Annotated in this window: 16 protein-coding genes; 11 read left to right on the forward strand and 5 right to left on the reverse strand. The window is 68.9% G+C overall.

Features of this window, described 5'->3' with window-relative positions; genetic code table 11:
• The first annotated feature begins 29 nt into the window (after positions 1–29).
• Positions 30–161 carry a hypothetical protein gene (locus JX552_RS33225; RefSeq protein WP_277396044.1) on the forward strand — a complete coding sequence of 44 codons (132 nt, stop codon included), beginning with the start codon at positions 30–32 and terminating at the stop codon, positions 159–161.
• A gap of 44 nt (positions 162–205) precedes the next feature.
• Positions 206–430 (forward strand): ESX secretion-associated protein EspG, encoded by a 225-nt coding sequence (locus tag JX552_RS34015; protein WP_431195964.1) that lies wholly within the window; start codon positions 206–208, stop codon positions 428–430.
• Between the two features lie 222 nt (positions 431–652).
• On the opposite strand, the gene JX552_RS07185 is transcribed toward JX552_RS34015, so the two are convergent.
• Positions 653–844 (reverse strand): hypothetical protein, encoded by a 192-nt coding sequence (locus tag JX552_RS07185; protein WP_205876715.1) that lies wholly within the window; start codon positions 842–844, stop codon positions 653–655.
• Positions 845–907: 63 nt separating this feature from the next.
• Entirely contained in the window at positions 908–1,225 is a 318-nt protein-coding gene (locus JX552_RS07190) for a hypothetical protein (RefSeq protein ID WP_205876716.1), read from the reverse strand.
• 123 nt (positions 1,226–1,348) lie between these two features.
• Between JX552_RS07190 and JX552_RS07195 the strand changes: the two genes are divergently transcribed.
• Complete coding sequence (locus JX552_RS07195) at positions 1,349–2,155, forward strand: biotin--[acetyl-CoA-carboxylase] ligase (RefSeq protein WP_205876717.1); 807 nt, start codon at positions 1,349–1,351, stop codon at positions 2,153–2,155.
• Between the two features lie 11 nt (positions 2,156–2,166).
• The gene (locus JX552_RS07200; protein WP_205876718.1) at positions 2,167–2,685 is read left to right on the forward strand and encodes a PH domain-containing protein; all 519 of its coding nucleotides are present in this window, start codon (positions 2,167–2,169) and stop codon (positions 2,683–2,685) included.
• On the opposite strand, the gene JX552_RS07205 is transcribed toward JX552_RS07200, so the two are convergent.
• Entirely contained in the window at positions 2,640–3,326 is a 687-nt protein-coding gene (locus JX552_RS07205; protein ID WP_205878292.1) for a GtrA family protein, read from the reverse strand. The genes JX552_RS07200 and JX552_RS07205 overlap by 46 nt on opposite strands.
• A 99-nt stretch (positions 3,327–3,425) precedes the next feature.
• On the opposite strand from JX552_RS07205, the gene JX552_RS07210 reads away from it, so the two are divergent.
• The 6 genes from JX552_RS07210 (at position 3,426) to JX552_RS07235 (ending at position 9,881) form a co-directional block, all read left to right on the forward strand.
• Positions 3,426–4,655 carry a 5-(carboxyamino)imidazole ribonucleotide synthase gene (locus JX552_RS07210; RefSeq protein WP_205876719.1) on the forward strand — a complete coding sequence of 410 codons (1,230 nt, stop codon included), beginning with the start codon at positions 3,426–3,428 and terminating at the stop codon, positions 4,653–4,655.
• Positions 4,648–5,190: a 5-(carboxyamino)imidazole ribonucleotide mutase gene (gene purE / locus JX552_RS07215; protein WP_205878293.1), complete on the forward strand. Its 543-nt coding sequence runs from the start codon at positions 4,648–4,650 to the stop codon at positions 5,188–5,190. The genes JX552_RS07210 and purE overlap by 8 nt, the downstream gene beginning before the upstream one ends.
• Before the next feature lie 20 nt (positions 5,191–5,210).
• Positions 5,211–6,380 (forward strand): acyl-CoA dehydrogenase, encoded by a 1,170-nt coding sequence (locus JX552_RS07220; protein WP_205876720.1) that lies wholly within the window; start codon positions 5,211–5,213, stop codon positions 6,378–6,380.
• A 254-nt stretch (positions 6,381–6,634) separates the two neighbouring features.
• Entirely contained in the window at positions 6,635–7,825 is a 1,191-nt protein-coding gene (locus tag JX552_RS07225; protein ID WP_205876721.1) for a PP2C family protein-serine/threonine phosphatase, read from the forward strand.
• Positions 7,826–7,899: 74 nt separating this feature from the next.
• Positions 7,900–9,444 carry a sensor histidine kinase gene (locus JX552_RS07230; protein ID WP_205878294.1) on the forward strand — a complete coding sequence of 515 codons (1,545 nt, stop codon included), beginning with the start codon at positions 7,900–7,902 and terminating at the stop codon, positions 9,442–9,444.
• On the forward strand, positions 9,441–9,881 hold the full coding sequence (locus JX552_RS07235; protein WP_205876722.1) for a response regulator: 441 nt from the start codon (positions 9,441–9,443) through the stop codon (positions 9,879–9,881). Before JX552_RS07230 ends, JX552_RS07235 begins: the two co-directional genes overlap by 4 nt.
• Here the strand turns inward: JX552_RS07235 and JX552_RS07240 are convergent.
• Positions 9,867–12,098: a SulP family inorganic anion transporter gene (locus tag JX552_RS07240; RefSeq protein WP_205876723.1), complete on the reverse strand. Its 2,232-nt coding sequence runs from the start codon at positions 12,096–12,098 to the stop codon at positions 9,867–9,869. The genes JX552_RS07235 and JX552_RS07240 overlap by 15 nt on opposite strands.
• Before the next feature lie 313 nt (positions 12,099–12,411).
• Here JX552_RS07240 and JX552_RS07245 point away from each other — a divergent pair, with 313 nt between their 5' ends.
• Positions 12,412–13,074 (forward strand): TetR/AcrR family transcriptional regulator, encoded by a 663-nt coding sequence (locus JX552_RS07245; protein ID WP_241010940.1) that lies wholly within the window; start codon positions 12,412–12,414, stop codon positions 13,072–13,074.
• A gap of 14 nt (positions 13,075–13,088) precedes the next feature.
• On the opposite strand, the gene JX552_RS31990 is transcribed toward JX552_RS07245, so the two are convergent.
• Positions 13,089–16,742 (reverse strand): PE family protein, encoded by a 3,654-nt coding sequence (locus tag JX552_RS31990; protein WP_241010941.1) that lies wholly within the window; start codon positions 16,740–16,742, stop codon positions 13,089–13,091.
• Between the last annotated feature and the right edge of the window lie 129 nt (positions 16,743–16,871).

Below are 16,871 nucleotides of genomic sequence, written 5' to 3' on the forward strand. Positions count from 1 at the left end.
TCCGATGTCGGGGGGATGGGCAGCAGTTGGTGGGAAGCATAAGTCTTGCCGACCTCGCTGCGTTGTGCGATCTGCAAGGCCACGGGCAGTTGCCCTATCCGTTCGCCCGCTGCGTCCAGCTTCCGGCGAACGACCTTCTGGTGCTGGCACTCAGCCTCTAGCGGAGCGATTCAGTCATGGCGACCTGCGCATCTTTGCGGCGTGGATAGAGGCGCTGAGGTCTGCTGATATCTGGGTGGAGTGCCGGGTGCACCACAGGTCCGGAGACCTTCCGGATACGCGTTTGCTGGCGCTTCGCGCCGGAGAATCGGGTTTCCTGGCTTCGCAACGGACTGGCCAGGACGTCGTCGACATCTACTCGCTGTCGGCGCACGACCTGGGACCCGCCATAGCCCGTTCGGTCGGCTTGACCGGGCCGGGTCGGCGCTAGTCATCGGAATCGACATCGGCCTCGCGGAAATAGTTGACACACCGAGGGATCGCTGGAAACCACCCGTGTGACTGACAGGTCGTCGTTGACCTGAAACCCAGCGGACGTTGCCTGAGCAATCAAGTCACGTACCGCGCCGAGATTGCTGATAACCGCGCCCATCCCGGTCGCCGCGGCGTCAGCCATCGCATTGATGGCATCGTGCACCTGGTCGATAGCGCTTTAGTCTCTGCCCGCCATCGTCACCGTGGCATCTCGCGTGCGGCCTGACCAGGGCTGCCCGCCCGGCAGGGTCACTAGGTCGCGGTAAGTGCCGGCGTGGTCGCGCATCTCCTTGGCGGATGTCTTCCACGAATTGATCATGGTCAGCACCGCCTGTGGATTGGCGGCATTGATCTGACCAAGAGTCACCATCGCCGCAGCGAACTTCCCGTCGCGATGTGGGGCCGGCAATCGTTGCTACAAGCGGTCCGCGGGTTAGCGGCCGGCCAGCAGATCTCCCGCGCTGGTGATGACCGTGCTGAGATCGCCGTCTGACCGGGCGAACTGACGTCGTGCCGCCTCGATCAGGTCACCGACCCCGATGAATCGGTCGGCAACCGTCATCTGCAAGGAGGGGATCGTCTCACCGCTGACCGACCTGGCCGCGACCAGTGATGGCGAGTCTGTGGCAGCGTCGGGGTTTGTGCCGGCGTGCGGTGCTTGAGCCGCCATCCTAAGCAACCCGCCCAGTGTCCCCAGCGCTGGACGCAACCGGCCCAACGCCTCCAGCTCCAACTCCAGTTCGGTCGCCATCAGGCAAATCCCTGAATTCTCTTGTGCATCGCGTGCATGCTACCGACCGCCCGCCGCCCAAGATGGCATCGTTCGAAGGCCTGGTTGCGTACCTGCGAGCTAGCCGGTCTCTAAGCTGGGCAAATGAGTGATCAGCTCACCCCGCTCGACGAGGCGGCACTGCGCACCCACGTGATCGGCGACGCTTCCTATTGGCAGCGACTGGACGTCGTCGCGCAGACCGGCTCCACCAACGCCGACCTGCTCGCGCGCGCCGCGTCCGGTACCGACATCGACGGCCAGGTATTGATCGCCGAGCACCAGACCGCCGGGCGCGGGCGCCACGACCGCCAATGGGTGTCCCCCGGGGAACAGATCACCCTGTCGGTTGGCGTGCGGGTGGACGACGTTCCCACCGCCGGCTGGGGTTGGTTGTCACTGGCCACCGGCCTGGCGGTGGCCGACGCGGTGGCCACCGCCACCACCGTCGAAGCCGGTCTGAAGTGGCCCAACGACCTGCTGGCCGGGCACGGCAAACTGGCCGGCGTGCTCGCCGAGGTCGCCCGACCGTTCGCGGTGATCGGGTTGGGTCTCAACGTCACCGCCGCGCCGCCGGGCGTGCCCGGGGCGACTTCCCTGCGTGACGAGGGCGTCGCGCAGCCCGGCCGCGACGTTCTCATCTGCCGGATTCTGCGCGAACTAGGGGAGCGGATCACCGGCTGGCGCGCCGCCGACGGCGCCGACCCCCAGCTGGCCAGCGACTACCGCGCCCGCAGCCTGACCCTGGGCTCGCGGGTGCGCGCCGAACTCCCCGGCGGCCGGCAGGTCACCGGTATCGCGCGCGACATCGACGACCAGGGCCGGCTGATCTTGGAAACCTGGGACAGCGACGCCGCCAAGTCCGGCGAGACCGTCGTGATATCCGCCGGTGACGTGGTGCATCTGCGGTAATCTCGCGCGACATGAGCTATCCGGACAACGCGCTGGCCGCCGGCGAACAGGTCGTCATTCATCGCCACCCACACTGGAAGCGGCTGATCCTGCCGGTCCTGGCGTTGCTGTTGGCGACGGGCTTCGCGGCGCTCGGGTCGGGCTTCGTGAACTCGACGCAGTGGGCGCAGCTCACCAAGAACATCTTGCAGGGCGTCGTTTGGGGGATCTGGCTGATCATCGTCGGCTGGCTGACGGTGTGGCCGTTCCTGACCTGGCTGACCACACATTTCGTGGTCACCAACCGGCGGGTGATGTACCGGCACGGCGTGCTGACCCGCAGCGGCATCGACATCCCGTTGGCGCGGATCAACAGCGTGGAGTTCCGGGACAAGATCTTCGAGCGGATGTTCCGCACCGGGACGCTGATCATCGAATCGGCGTCCCAGGACCCGTTGGAGTTCTACAACATTCCGCGGCTACGCGAGGTGCACGCGCTGCTGTATCACGAAGTTTTCGACACCCTGGGCTCGGAGGAGTCGCCCAGCTGAGCTGACCCGGGCCCCGCCAGGCGGCCGGTGCCCTTGCCGCGCCGGTTGCGCCACGACTTGAGCAGCGTGACGTTCCCGCCTTCCAACTCGTCCTCGAAGACCTCGGCGATCCCACCGGCCGTCAGCGCCGATTCCAGCGCCTTGTCCGGGTTGCGCGCGAACTGGTCGGGGAACACCCAGCGCCGGAACGCCCAGAACCGGAAGGCCATCTGCAGCAGGTTCCCGATGATGTAGGCCGACAGGAAGTCGGCCAGGTTCTCCATCGTCAGGGACACGTTGGGCACCCGCAGTTGCAGCACGTAGCTGGAGAACCACAGCGGCGCCATGCTCAACAGCACGCCCACGCCGCTGAACGCGAAGAACAGCAAGGCTTCGTGATGGCGCTCACGGCCACCACGGTCCCGGAAGCTCCATTCCCGGTTCAGCACGTAGGAGGCGATGACCGCCACGATCCCGGCGATCACCTTCGCGGTGACCGGCTTGGGTTCGAGAATTGTGAGCTTTAGCGTATAGAAAATCGCCGAGTCAATGATGAATGTGGTGCCGCCGACGATGGCAAATTTGATCAGCTCGTGGTGGCGCATCGCAAAGGGTTGAACCACCCCGGGGAGGCGCGCAATTGTGGCATCGGCAAAGGACACAGCACGCCAGTCTACGGATGATCTCGAATTCGGCGCAAAATGGTACATAACGATTTGGCACGAGAGCCGGAAAACACGCCGGTCAGGCGCCATGACAACATGATTGCCGTGCCGAGACCACGTACCCCGCTGGTAGCCATGGTCGGCGGTGGGCAGCTAGCCCGGATGACCCATCAGGCCGCCATCGCACTGGGGCAGAGCTTACGCGTGCTGGCTAACACCACCGACGAGCCGGCCGCGCAGGTCAGCCCGGACGTGGTGGTCGGCTCGCACACCGATCTGGAAGACCTGCGCCGCGTCGCCGCGGGTGCCACGGCGCTCACGTTCGATCACGAGCACGTGCCCACCGAGCTGCTGGAGAAACTGGTCGCCGAGGGCGTCAACGTGCTGCCGCCGCCGGAAGCGCTGGTGCACGCACAGGACAAGCTGGTCATGCGGCGGCGCCTGGCGGCGCTCGGCGCTCCGGTGCCGCGCTACCTCGGCATCGAAGACCCGGACGCTCTCGGGGACCTGGACGGGTTCGCGGCGGAGGTCGGCGGACCGCTGGTGGTCAAAGCGGCCCGCGGCGGTTACGACGGCCGGGGCGTGCAAATGGCGCGTGATCTTGCCCACGCCCGCGACATCGCCGCCGACTACCTGGCCGGCGGGGTGTCGGTGCTGGTCGAGGAGCGGGTGTCGCTGCGTCGCGAACTCTCGGCGCTGGTCGCCCGCTCGCCGTTCGGCCAGGGCGCGGTGTGGCCAGTGGTGGAAACGGTCCAGGAGAACGGCATCTGCGTGCAGGTGATCGCGCCGGCGCCGGATCTGACGGCGGACGTGGCGGCCGAGGCCCAGCAGCTCGGGCTGCGGCTGGCCGCGGAGCTGGGCGTGGTCGGGGTGCTGGCGGTCGAGTTGTTCGAGACAACCTCGGGAGCGCTGGTCGTCAACGAACTCGCGATGCGTCCGCACAATTCCGGGCACTGGACCATGGACGGCTCCCGCACCAGCCAGTTCGAGCAGCACCTGCGCGCGGTGCTGGACTACCCGCTGGGCGACACCGACGCCACCGTGCCGGTGACGGTGATGGCCAACGTGCTGGGCGCGGCGCAGACCCCGGAGATGGGCATCGACGAACGCCTGCACCACCTGTTCGCCCGGATGCCCGACGCGCGCGTGCACCTCTACGGCAAGACCGAACGCCCCGGCCGCAAGGTCGGGCACATCAACTTCCTCGGCACGCACGCGGACGGGCCGCAGGACCTCGCCGAGCTGCGCCAGCGGGCTGGGCTGGCCGCACACTGGCTGTCCCACGGGCAATGGACGGATGGATGGGATCCACATGACCATGACTAATCCCCGGGTGACTAATCCCCGGGTGACTAATCCCCGGGTCGGCGTGATCATGGGCAGCGACAGCGACTGGACGGTGATGCAGGACGCCGCGGTGGCGCTGGCCGAGTTCGACGTCACCTTCGAGGTCCGGGTGGTCTCTGCGCACCGCACTCCCGATGTGATGTTCGACTACGCACGTGAAGCCGCCGGGCGGGGCATCGAGGTGATCATCGCCGGGGCGGGCGGCGCGGCGCACTTGCCGGGGATGGTGGCCTCGGCGACGCCGCTGCCGGTGATCGGCGTGCCGGTACCGTTGGCCCGGCTCGACGGCCTGGATTCCCTGCTGTCGATCGTGCAGATGCCGGCCGGTGTTCCGGTCGCCACGGTGTCGATCGGCGGGGCCCGCAACGCCGGCCTGCTGGCGGTGCGGATGCTGGGATCGTCGGACCCGGAACTACGGGCGCGCCTCGTCGCGTTCCAGAATCAGCTGGCCGAGACCGTGCGGGCCAAGGATGCGGAACTGCAGCGACTTGCGGGTAAGTTAACCCGCGAATAGGAAAGAGGAGGCTGGCGAAGATGGCTGGTTGGGCCGGAGACGCGTCGTTCGATTTGTTCCAGTTGCCCGAGGAGCACCAGGAGTTGCGGGCCGCGATCCGCGCGCTGGCGGAAAAGGAGATCGCGCCGCACGCCGCCGACGTGGACGAGAATTCCCGCTTCCCCGAGGAAGCCCTGCAGGCGCTGAACACGTCCGGCTTCAACGCTGTGCACGTCCCCGAGGAATACGGGGGCCAGGGCGCGGATTCGGTGGCGGCCTGCATCGTCATCGAGGAGGTCGCCCGTGTCGACGCCTCGGCCTCGCTGATCCCCGCGGTCAACAAGCTGGGCACCATGGGTCTGATCCTGCGCGGGTCCGACGAGCTGAAGAAGCAGGTGCTGCCCTCGATCGCGGACGGTTCCGCGATGGCCTCCTACGCACTGAGCGAGCGCGAGGCGGGATCGGACGCCGCCTCTATGCGCACCCGGGCCAAGGCCGACGGCGACGCCTGGATCCTCAACGGCGCCAAGGCGTGGATCACCAACGGCGGCAAGTCCTCCTGGTACACCGTGATGGCGGTGACCGACCCGGACAAAGGCGCCAACGGCATCTCGGCGTTCATGGTGCACATCGACGACGAGGGCTTCACCGTCGGTCCCAAGGAGCGCAAGCTGGGCATCAAGGGTTCGCCCACCACGGAGCTGTATTTCGAGGACTGCCGGATCCCGGGCGACCGGATGATCGGCGACCCCGGCACCGGCTTCAAGACGGCGTTGGCCACCTTGGACCACACCCGCCCGACCATCGGCGCCCAGGCCGTCGGCATCGCCCAGGGCGCACTGGACGCGGCGATCGCCTACACCAAGGACCGCAAACAGTTCGGCCAGTCGATCAGCGACTTCCAGGCGGTGCAGTTCATGATCGCCGACATGGCGATGAAGGTTGAGGCGGCGCGGTTGATGGTCTACTCCGCGGCCGCACGCGCCGAGCGGGGTGAGGGGAACCTGGGGTTCATCTCCGCGGCGTCGAAGTGCCTGGCCTCGGACGTGGCCATGGAAGTCACCACCGACGCGGTGCAGCTGTTCGGCGGCGCCGGCTACACCGTCGACTTCCCGGTGGAGCGGATGATGCGCGACGCCAAGATCACCCAGATCTACGAGGGCACCAACCAGATCCAGCGCGTGGTGATGTCGAGGGCGTTGCTGCGCTGACAGCGACACGGCACAAAAGATGCAGTTTCTTCAACTGGGCAGAAAACCCCAGTCCAAGCGCCTAGTATCCAGCTGACGACCAAGTCCCCGCGATTGAGCAGCCAGTCCGGGTGGCAATGAACGCGCAGGGCCGGTGTCGGTGTATTCACCGTCGCCGTCTCGCTGTCGTGCCGCTCAGACGTTTCCACTGCCCAAGGGGGGTGTGAGGTGATCGACGCGATCGCGCCCGCGCACCCGAGAATGACAGGTCTTTCATGACGGTGGCTGGTCCGGTAGAACCGGCGGCGAGTTGGCAGTCGTTGTCGTTGCTGTTGGTGGAGGACGACCGCGCCGACGCCGTGCTCGTCGAGGAACTGATCGCCGACACCGTCGCCGACATCGAGGTGGTGTGGGCGCGATCCCTCGAGCACGCCGAACGCCAGCTCGCCTGCGCCCGTCCCGACTGCGTCCTGCTCGATCTCAATCTGCCCGACGCTAACGGCATCGACGCATTGGACCGCATCCTCAAGAGCGACGCCACCGTGCCGATCGTCGTGCTGACGGGTCTCAACGACGAATACTTCGGCGCCTCCGCGGTGGCCGCCGGTGCGCAGGACTATCTGGTCAAGGGCCGCGTCGAACCCGAGATGCTGCGGCGGGCGCTGTTCTATGCGATCGAGCGCAAGCGCGCCGAGTTGATCGCCGCCGACCTGCAGGCCAGCCAGCTTCGGGCCCGGGAGAACGCGCTGCTCGAACGCGGCCTGTTGCCTTCCCCGCTGTTGCTAGACGACCCCGGCGTCGACATCGTCGCCCGGTACCGGCCGAGCCGGGAGAACGCCCTGTTGTGCGGTGACTTCTACGACGTGGTGCAAACGACCGACCGGGTCACCCACGTGCTGATCGGCGACGTCGCCGGACACGGTCCGGACGAGGCTGCGCTCGGCGCGGCATTGCGGATCGCTTGGCGCACACTGACATTCGCCGGTATTCATGGGGTGGAGCAGATGCGTCAGCTGGACCGGGTGCTGCACGCCGAACGTGCCGAGCACGGCGTCTTCGCGACCGTGCTGAGCCTGGCGATCCCGGCACAGGGCCCGGTTACCGCCATCCGGGCGGGTCACCCGGGGATGTTGCTGCACGGACCGGGTTCGGTGGAGTGGATCGAGCCTCCCTACGGTCCGGCGCTGGGACTGCGGGGCAGTGACTGGCCGCAACACCAGCTGGACGTGCCGGCCGGTCACGGGTTGCTCCTGCTGACCGACGGACTCTTCGAGGGGTACGCGGGCCGCGGTAGCAGACGGCTCGGCGAAGACGGGCTGCTCGCGCTGGCACGTGGGCACGCGGGGTTGGCCGGTGCGGCGTTCGTCGACGCGCTGATCGACGGGGCTCAGGAGCTGGCCCAGCCACAGGGCGGGCTCACCGACGACATCGCGGTGGTGCGGGTGGAGCGGACCGGCCGCCTGTGAGAACGGACGCCTCGGGTTCCCTGCCGAAAAAGCGCCTCACCGTCCGGGGATGGCTGGCTCTGGTGCTGTCCACGATGGGGTTGCTGGTCCTGCTCGGCGCTTTGGTCGGTGCGGTGCTGTTGGATCGCACCGACGAGCTGGCACGCCAGCTCAGAGACAACATCCAGCCGGCGCGCGTGTCGGCGTATCAGTTGCAGTCGGCACTGCGTGATCAGGAAACGGGCCTGCGGGGTTACCTGATCTCGGCCGACCGGCAGTTCCTCGGTCCGTACTACGAGGGAGTGGCCGCCGAACAGGTAGCGGCGCAAGATCTTCGGGAACGGCTGGCCAAGCGCCCCGACCTGGCGGCAGACCTAGATGCCATCGAGGCCGCCGCTGCCAACTGGCGCCGAGACTACGCAGAGCCGCTGATCGCGCGCGTGACCCCGAACACCCCCACCGTGGTGCCGGGCGCGACGGCGGCCTTGGGCAAAGCCCAATTCGATTACATACGGCAGCTTTTCACCACGCAGAACGACCATCTCACGGCGGCCCGGGTGACCGCAGCCGCCCGGCTGCTGCACATGAACGGCTGGCGCGACCGGGCGCTGGCCGCCATGGTGCTGATTTTCGTCGCCACGGCTGGCCTGTTGGGGTTCCTGGTGCAGCGTGCGGTGACCCGTCCGCTGGCCACGCTGGCCGCGGCGTGCCGCCAGATCACCGACGGCCACTTCCACGACAGCATCGAGCCCCCGCGCCGGCCTGCGGACATCCGGGGCATCGCCGTCGACGTGGAGAACATGCGGCAGCGGATCGTGGCCGAACTCGAGGCCTCGCAGACTGCGCAGGAGCAACTGGATGAGCAGGCGGCCGAGCTGCGCAGATCCAACGCCGAGCTCGAACAGTTCGCTTACGTGGCGTCCCACGATCTGCAGGAGCCGTTGCGCAAGGTGGCGTCGTTCTGTCAGCTGCTGGAGAAGCGCTACGGCGACCAGCTCGACGAACGGGGTATTCAATACATCGATTTCGCCGTCGATGGCGCCAAGCGCATGCAGGTGCTGATCAACGATCTGCTCAGCTTCTCCAGAGTCGGCCGGTTGAACACGAAATACACCAAGGTCGAACTCGACACCGTCCTGGACACGGCCGTCGCGAACCTGACTGCGGCGATTGAGGAATCCGGGGCACAGATCGATCGCCCCACCCAACCGCTCCCGCAGATCTTCGGCGACCCGACGCTGCTGGCCATGCTGTGGCAGAACCTCATCGGCAATGCGGTGAAATTCCGGCGCGAGGACCGGGCGCCGCACGTCGTCATCGCCTGCCGCCGCGGTGTCGCCGAGCACGACGGCAGCTGGGTGTTCAGCGTGTCCGACAACGGCATCGGCATCCCGGAGGAGTTCGTCGGTAAGGTCTTCATCATCTTCCAGCGCTTGCACGGCCGGGACACCTATGGTGGTACCGGGCTGGGGCTTGCGATGTGCAAGAAGATCGTCGAACACCACGGCGGGACCGTGTGGATCGACACCTCTTATACCGATGGAACGCGTTTCGAATTCACGTTACCCATTGCTGAACCCGACACTGAACCGGCCGCTGAACCTGACGCCGAGGCCATTCCAGAAGGAGCAGACGGATGACATCACCCGGCCGCGCAATCGACATCCTGCTTGTCGAAGACGATCCCGGCGACGAGCTGATCACCCGAGAGGCTTTCGAGCACAACAAGCTCAACAACAGGCTGCATGTCGCGCACGACGGTGAAGAAGGCCTGAACTACCTGTACCGGCGGGGCGCCTATGAACACGCGCCGCGGCCGGACCTGATCCTGCTCGACCTCAACCTGCCGAAGTACGACGGCCGGCACCTGCTGGAGAAGATCAAGTCCGACCCCGAGCTGAGTCGCATCCCGGTGGTCGTGCTCACCACCTCCTCGGCCGAGGAAGACATTCTGCGCAGCTACAAGCTGCACGCCAACGCCTACGTCACCAAGCCGGTTGACCTGGACCAGTTCATGAATGCGGTCCGGCAGATCGACGAATTCTTCGTGCAGGTCGTGCGCCTACCGAACGGCTGAGACCGCCGCTTCCCGAATTGGTTGCGTCGCGTGCACGATCCCGTGCTCGTCCACCTCGTGCACGAACACCGTTGCGAAATCGAAGAATATGCCGACGACTTGCAGCTGCCCGGACGCCACCAGCGGGGCCAGGATCGGATTCCGGGTGAGTCGCTCGATCTGTACGGCGACGTTCACGATCGACAGCTGGTCGAGTTCGCTGAAGGTGAAGCCGTTGGAGGTGCTGCTCACCCGGGCGGGATGGTTGTCCCGGTGCGCGGCCAGACTCTCCGCCGCGTACTGCAGCCAGTGTCCGATCGGGCGGTCCGCCACGCCGGCGTCGCCGTCCAGCACCGCCTGCATCGCGCGGCATGACGAATGTCCGCAGACCACAACGGAACTCACGCCCAGCTGGTTGACCGCGAAGTCCAGCGCCGCGTCCACCGAGCGTTCGGCTGGATCGGTGGGCACCAGATTGCCCACATTGCGGACGATGTAAAGATCGCCGGGCCGGCTGGCGGTGATGGTGTCCGGCAGGATGCGGGAGTCGGCGCAGGTGAGAAACAGGGTGTCCGGATTGGGTGAAGCGATCAGCTCCGCCACGTGGCGGTGCAGGGCCCCGACGCCGTTGCGGTGATACTGCTTGACGCCGTCGAGGATCGATGCATCGACGCCCTCGCCGTTTCCGTCGCGGCGCGACGGCCAGGGTGCCTCGCGCAGCGACCGCGCGGTGTAGTGACGCTTGGGTGGACTGCTGTGTGCGCTCGACAGGTTCGCGGGCGAGGTCTCGATGATGTGCACCGATCCGCCGGTCGCCTCGTGGGCGGCCTTCCAGTCCGAAATCGCTTCGGAGACAGAGTGATCGATGTAGTCGGCATCCAGATTGAGGGTGACTTCGCTGCCCGGCGGCAGTGTCGACAGCACATTGGTCAGCCGGGGCAGCAGCAGGAAGCTCAGGGTGCCGTCGATGTCCACGTGCCACCGTTTGGACTCCCCGCCGATCGGCCGGGCCTCGATGGGCGCGCGGACGACGCGCACCAGCAAAAAGAGGATGGCGATGGCGAGGCCGATGGCCACGCCCTCCAGCAGGTTCAGGAACACCACGCACACGATCGTGATCGCGTAGATCACGAAGTTGCCGGTGCGCACCGCGACCTTGACGTGTGCCAGCTTGATGAGCTGGATTCCGATGACGATGAGCAGTCCGGCCAGCGCTGCCTTCGGGATGAGCTCCACCAGATTGGTGAGCAACGACGCGAACAGCAGGATCCACAGGCCGTGCAGCACTGCGGAGGTGCGGGTGCGGGCACCCGCGGCGACGTTGGTGGAACTACGCACGATGACGCCGGTAACCGGCAGCCCACCGAGCAGTCCGGAGACGACGTTTGCGCTGCCCTGACCGAGCATCTCGCGGTTGAAGTTGGTGCGCGGTCCGCTGTGCAGCTTGTCGATGCCGACCGCGGAGAGCAGCGACTCGACGCTGGCGATCAGCGCGACCGTCACCACGCCGAGCGCAATGGCGCCGATCTCCTGCGTCCATGGCTGTCCACCCGGCGACGCGGGCGGCAGCTGAGGTAGCCCGATGGCCTCGAAAAAGTTGCCCGACAGTTGGATTCGCTCCACCTGCAGGTCTATCAGCAATGACAGCGCGGTAGCCGCCACGATCGCCACCAGGGCGCCCGGGATGAACCGGACCCTGGGCGGCAGTTTAGGCCACAGCAACAGGATGGCGATGACGACGCTGCCGACGATCACTTCGTGCAACTCGTGGTTCATGATTCCACTCGGCAGCGCCTCGATGTTCGCCCATGCCGAGCTGCGCGACGATCCGCCCAGCAGCACGTGAATCTGCTGCAGCACGATGGTGACGCCAATACCTGCCAGCATGGCGTGCACCACCACCGGAGCGACGGCAAGCGCGGCACGGGCTACCCGCACCAGGCCCAGCAATATCTGCACCACGCCCGCGCAGACGGTGATCACGCACGTCATCTCCCAGCCCAACGTGTCGATCAGCTCGGCCACGACCACCGTCAGGCCGGCGGCCGGCCCGCTGACCTGTAACACCGAGCCACCGATCGAGCCGGCGATGAGACCTCCGCTGACCGCCGCGATCAGACCCGCCATCAGGGGTGCCCCGGAGGCGATGGCGATCCCCAGCGACAGCGGCAGCGCCACCAGGAAGACGACCAGGGACGCAGGGACGTCGTAACGCAGGTTTGGCAACAACTTCCGCATGAAACTCCTCTTAGCCGGTGCGCTCAGGCAAACGGACCGGCATGAACAGACGGGGTGTATCCGGTGTCCACCTGGCATCGGCAACTCGGCTTCGCCGTGGATTTGTGATCAGCAAATTCTTTGAATCCGACTACCGATGTCTGACCCAAATCGTCCACGCGGCCCCGCGAGGTCCGGCAAATCCCACGCCGATTCATTCGCAACTCAAAGAAATAGAGGTTGCGCGCCGCACTTGATCGGAAGAACCTTGGGGTTCGGTAAGAGTCCCGCTTCCTGATCTAAGGTGGGTTCTTCCGTCTATCGGGAGAGGGAAATGGCCACCGACAAATCGCCCAGCCGGATGGACTTGCGCAAGCAGCGCACCCGGGCCGCGTTGATCGGGGCCGCCCGGACGTTCATCGCCGACGGCCAGCTCGAGGTGCCGGTGCAGGACATCTGCCAAGCCGCCGACGTCGGCATCGGATCGTTCTACAACCACTTCGACAGCAAGGAAGAATTGTTCCAGGCGGCGATCAACGATTTCATCGACGCCCAAGGAACGTTGCTGGACGCGCTGACCGACGCGATCGAGGACCCCGCGGAGAAGTTCGCCGCCCGCTACCGACTGACGGGGCGGCTGATCCGGCTGCGCCCCAAGGAAAGCCGGATCGCGGTCACCCTGGGCATGCGGCTGATCATGGCCGAGAAGGGCCTGGGGCCGCGCGGTATCCGCGACATCGGCGCGGCCGCAGCCGCCGGGCGGTTCACGGTGAAGGATCCGGAGCTGGCGATGGTGATCAGTGCCGGTTCGTTGCTGGCTCTGGGTGAACTTCTGCACGGCCAGCCGGAGCGCGACGATGGGGAGACCGTGGACGACGTCACCGAAAGCCTGCTCAGGCTGTTCGGGATGCCCACCGATGAGGCGCAGCGGATCGGCCGATCGCCGCTGCCCGACATCTCCTGGGTCAGCGACGTCGACCTCGACGAGCTGAGCTGACCGGCGGCGCCGGACTAACCCGCCTTGCCGGCGATCCCGGCCAGCTTGCCGCCGGTACCGCCGGAGCCCGCCGTTCCGTTGTCTGCCGCGGCCCCACCCGTGCCGGCGATGCCGCCGGCCGCTCCGTCGCCGCCGATCCCGATCAGGCTGTCGGCGTTGCCGCCGTTGCCGCCGTTGCCGCCGGCGCCACTGTGGCTGTTGCTGCCGCCGTCGCCACCGGCACCGCCCACCCCGCCGTCCCCGCCGTAGCCGATCAGCCCGAGGGCCTGACCGCCGTTGCCGCCGTTGCCGCCGGCGCCGCCCTGGCCGTTCGACAGGCCGGTGTCGCTGCCCTGACCGCCGGCTCCGCCGTTGCCGCCGATGCCGCCCAACCCGACGCCGCCGCCGTCGCCGCCGTTGCCCGCGGCATTGACGAAGCTCACGTTGCCGCCGCGCCCGGCGTCGCCGCCGTTGCCGCCGGCCCCGCCGACACCCCACAGGTAGCCGCCGTGACCACCGTCGCCGCCGTCGGTGCCGGCGCCGCCGGCGGCCTGGCTGGTGTTGCCGGACAGGTTCAATGCACCGCCGCCGTCGCCGCCGGCACCACCTGCCCCGCCGACACCGACGAGGCCGACATCGCCTCCGGCGCCCGCGGCCCCGGCAGTCCCGCCGGCGATCTGAATTCCCTGCCCGGCGACCCCGAATCCGCCGTCACCGCCGTTGCCGCCGGCACCGCCCACACCCCACAGGTAGCCGCCGTGGCCGCCATTGCCCGCGGACCCGCCGAGGCCGCCGGTCGCGCCGGTCCCGGCGGTGTAATAGGTGGTGCCGCCCGCACCGCCGTCGCCGCCGTTGCCGCCCGCACCGTAGATCAGGCCGGCGGTGCCGCCGGCGCCGCCGGCGCCACCACCGCCACCGGCGGCCGAACCGCTGCCGTCGCCGCCCCGCGCGCCGTTGCCGCCATCGCCGCCGCTGCCCCACAGCCCCACGGACCCGGCCTGTCCGCCGTTACCGCCGCGGCCGACGGTTTCGGCGGTGCCACCGTCGCCGCCGTCGCCGCCGACGCCGTACAGGTAGCCGCCGCGGCCGCCCGCGCCGCCGTCGGCGCCGTTCGCACCTGATGGAGTCGAATCGGTGGCATCGCCCGCGTTGCCGCCGTCGCCGCCGGCCCCGATCAACCAGCCGGCATCTGCGCCTCGGCCGCCGGCCGCGCCGGCCCCGGCATTACCACCGTTGCCGCCGTTGCCGCCGATGAGGCCGGCGGCGCCGCCGGCGTTGCCGGCCACTGAGGCGGCGAACGTGTTGCCGCTGTTGCCGCCGTTGCCGGTCAGGTATCCGGCCCTCGCGCCCTGGGCGCCGAGCCCGCCATCGAAGCTCCCAGTGCCGGGAGCGCCGTTTCCGCCGGACCCGCCGTCGCCGATCAGCAGTCCGGCGCTGCCTGCGGCGCCACCGTTGCCGCCGGTGCCGGTGCCGGTGTCGCCGGCCCCGCCGTCACCGCCGCTGCCACCGTCGCCGAACAGCACGCCGCCGCTGCCGCCGGCGCCGCCGTTCGCGCCGGCCCCGGCATTTCCGCCGTCACCGCCGACCCCGTACAGGTAGCCGCCGCGACCGCCCGCGGCGCCGGCCGTCCCAGATGCGGAGCTGTCGCCGCCGCGGCCGCCGGTGCCGAAGAGCTGACCGGCGTCGGCCCCGGCCGCCCCCTGACCACCGCTGCCGCCGGCGCCGCCGTCGCCGATCAGGTATCCGGCTCGGCCCGCTGCGCCGCCGGCCACCGGGCCGTAGCCACCGTCGCCGCCGTTGCCGAGCAGCAGTGCCGACCCGCCGGCGCCGCCGTTACCGTCGGCACCGGTGTTGCCGGCGCTGCCGTTACCCTGACCGCCGGTGCCGGCCTTGCCGGCGGCACCGCCGTTGCTGCCGATCCCACCGTTGCCGCCAGTGCCGAACAACCGTCCGGAGTCTGCGCCGGCTGCGCCGGTGGCGCCGGCGCCGCCGCTGCCGCCGTTGCCGCCCATGTTTGAGCTGCCGATCCCCGCGCCGCCGTTGCCGGCACCGCCGCCGTTGCCGCTGCTCCCGCCGGCCCCACCGTTACCGATCAGCCAGCCGCTGGCTCCGCCCCGACCGCCCGTCGCGCCGTCGCCGCCGTTCCCGCCGTCACCGCCGGGATTTGACCAGTTGACGGTGGTGGTGGCGCCGTCTGCGCCGTGGCCGCCGGCACCGCCCGTTCCGCCCGCGCCACCGTCACCGAACAGCCAACCGCCGGTGCCACCCGCACCGCCTATGCCGCCGCCGGCGCCGGCGCCACCACTGCCGCCCGCGGGCCCGCTGGAACCACCTGCGTTTGGCTCGACGGTGCCGGCGATACCGGCCCTGCCGCCATTCCCGCCGAGGCCCCCGTTACCCCCGGCGCCGCCGGTGCCGAACAGCCGGCCGCCTGCTCCGCCGGTACCCCCGTTGCCGCCGACGCCGGCCCTGCCGCCATCGCCGCCGCTGGCGGAAATAACGCCCTGGCCGCCGGCCCCGCCGGTGCCGCCGTGCCCGCCGCCGCCACCGGCGCCCCCGGTGCCCAGCAGCCAGCCGCCGTCACCCCCGACGCCGCCGCTGCCGCCGGAGGCGCCGTAGCCGCCAAATCCGGCGCTGCCGGACCAGTCGGTGGTCGCGAGCCCACCTGCACCGCCATCTCCGCCGCGGCCACCGAGGCCCGCCGCTCCGCCGTCGCCGAACAGGCCCGCGGACCCGCCGTTGCCGCCCGTTCCGCCGACACCGGCGTTCCCGCCGAATCCACCGAACGCTTGGACCTGGTATTCGGTGCCGTCAGCGCCCGCACCGCCGGCGCCGCCCGCACCGCCGACACCGCCGGCCCCGCCCTGGCCGTAGAGCCAGCCTCCGGTACCGCCGGCGCCGCCCACACCGCCGACGCCGCCCACACCGCCGTCGCCGGTTGGATTGCTGGGCGACGTCGTGCTGCCGCCACCCTGTCCCGCGGCGCCTCCGGCACCGCCCGCACCTCCGGTGCCGAATAATCCGGCGGCGCCACCGGCGCCGCCGGTCCCTCCGTTGCCGCCGGGGCCACCCGTGGCGTGCGCGGCACCGGTGCTGCCGGTGCCGCCGACCCCGCCGGCTCCGCCCGCGCCGCCGTTGCCCCACAGCCAGCCCCCGCGCCCACCGGACCCGCCGCTACCGCCGGCCGCACCGGTCCCGGCCGCCCCGCTCGCACCGGTGCCGCCGGCGCCGCCGTTGCCGATCAGGCCGGCGCTGCCGCCGTTGCCGCCCGCGCCGTTGTAGCCGTTACCGCCGTTTCCGTACAGCCAACCGCCGTCCTGGCCATTGGGGTTGGCTGCGGTGCCGTCGGCGCCGTTGCCGATGATCGGACGCGACAGCAGCGACTCGATCGCTCCCAACGGGCCGGCGTTCACCGCCTCGGCGGCCGCGTAGGAATTCGCCGCCCCGCTGAGCGCCTGGGTGAACTGGGACTGGAACAGGGCTGCCTGTGCGCTGACCGTCTGGTACTCCAAGGCATGTCCGGAGAACAGCGATGCCAGTGCCGCCGACACCTGATCGGCTCCCGCGGCCAGCACTCCGGTGGTGCTGGAGGCGGCCGCCGCGTTCGCCTCGCTGAGCGCCGAAGCGATGCCCCGGACGTTCGACGCCGCCGCGGTGAGCGCTTCTGGGGCAACCGTGGTGAAGAACATCTCTGCCGTGCACCCCGTCTGTAGTCGGTATCCAAAGTCAGAAGGACCCTAGTCCCATTCGGCGAAGAATTGCAGCATTTTGCACATAAAAATGGCGCCACAGAGAAACTGAATTTTCTTCAAGACAAT

Origin of the sequence: Mycobacterium gordonae, from assembly GCF_017086405.1 — a bacterium.
In the GTDB taxonomy this organism is placed as follows: Bacteria; Actinomycetota; Actinomycetes; order Mycobacteriales; family Mycobacteriaceae; genus Mycobacterium; species Mycobacterium gordonae_D.